Below are 281 nucleotides of genomic sequence, written 5' to 3'. Positions count from 1 at the left end.
CGAGACACATCTGCCTGTCGCCTTCCATGGCGTATGCGGTCATCGCGATGACCGGCAGCCGTTTCTCGGCGCCTTGTTCATTGGAGCGAATGGCCTGCGTCGTCTCCAAGCCGTTCATCCCCGGCATTTGGATATCCATGAAAGCCAGGTCGAAACGCTCTTCGGCTATTTTTTGAAGCGCCTCCGCACCGCTCTCCGCGAGCGAGACGCACCAGCCCGGTCCGCCCTTTTTGCGCAGTATCGTCCTGGTGAGGCTGCGGTTGAATTTATTGTCGTCGACG

General features: G+C 59.1%; 1 protein-coding gene. It reads right to left on the bottom strand.

Translation table 11 applies throughout. The annotated features are described in order from the left end of the window. The coding region (locus I8J34_RS24425) for a response regulator (RefSeq protein WP_214364218.1) at positions 1-281 on the bottom strand (281 nt) is incomplete at both ends.

The sequence above is a fragment of the Denitromonas iodatirespirans genome, assembly GCF_018524365.1.
Classification (GTDB): Bacteria; Pseudomonadota; Gammaproteobacteria; order Burkholderiales; family Rhodocyclaceae; genus Nitrogeniibacter; species Nitrogeniibacter iodatirespirans.
This window is presented reverse-complemented; position numbering and strand designations above follow the sequence as displayed.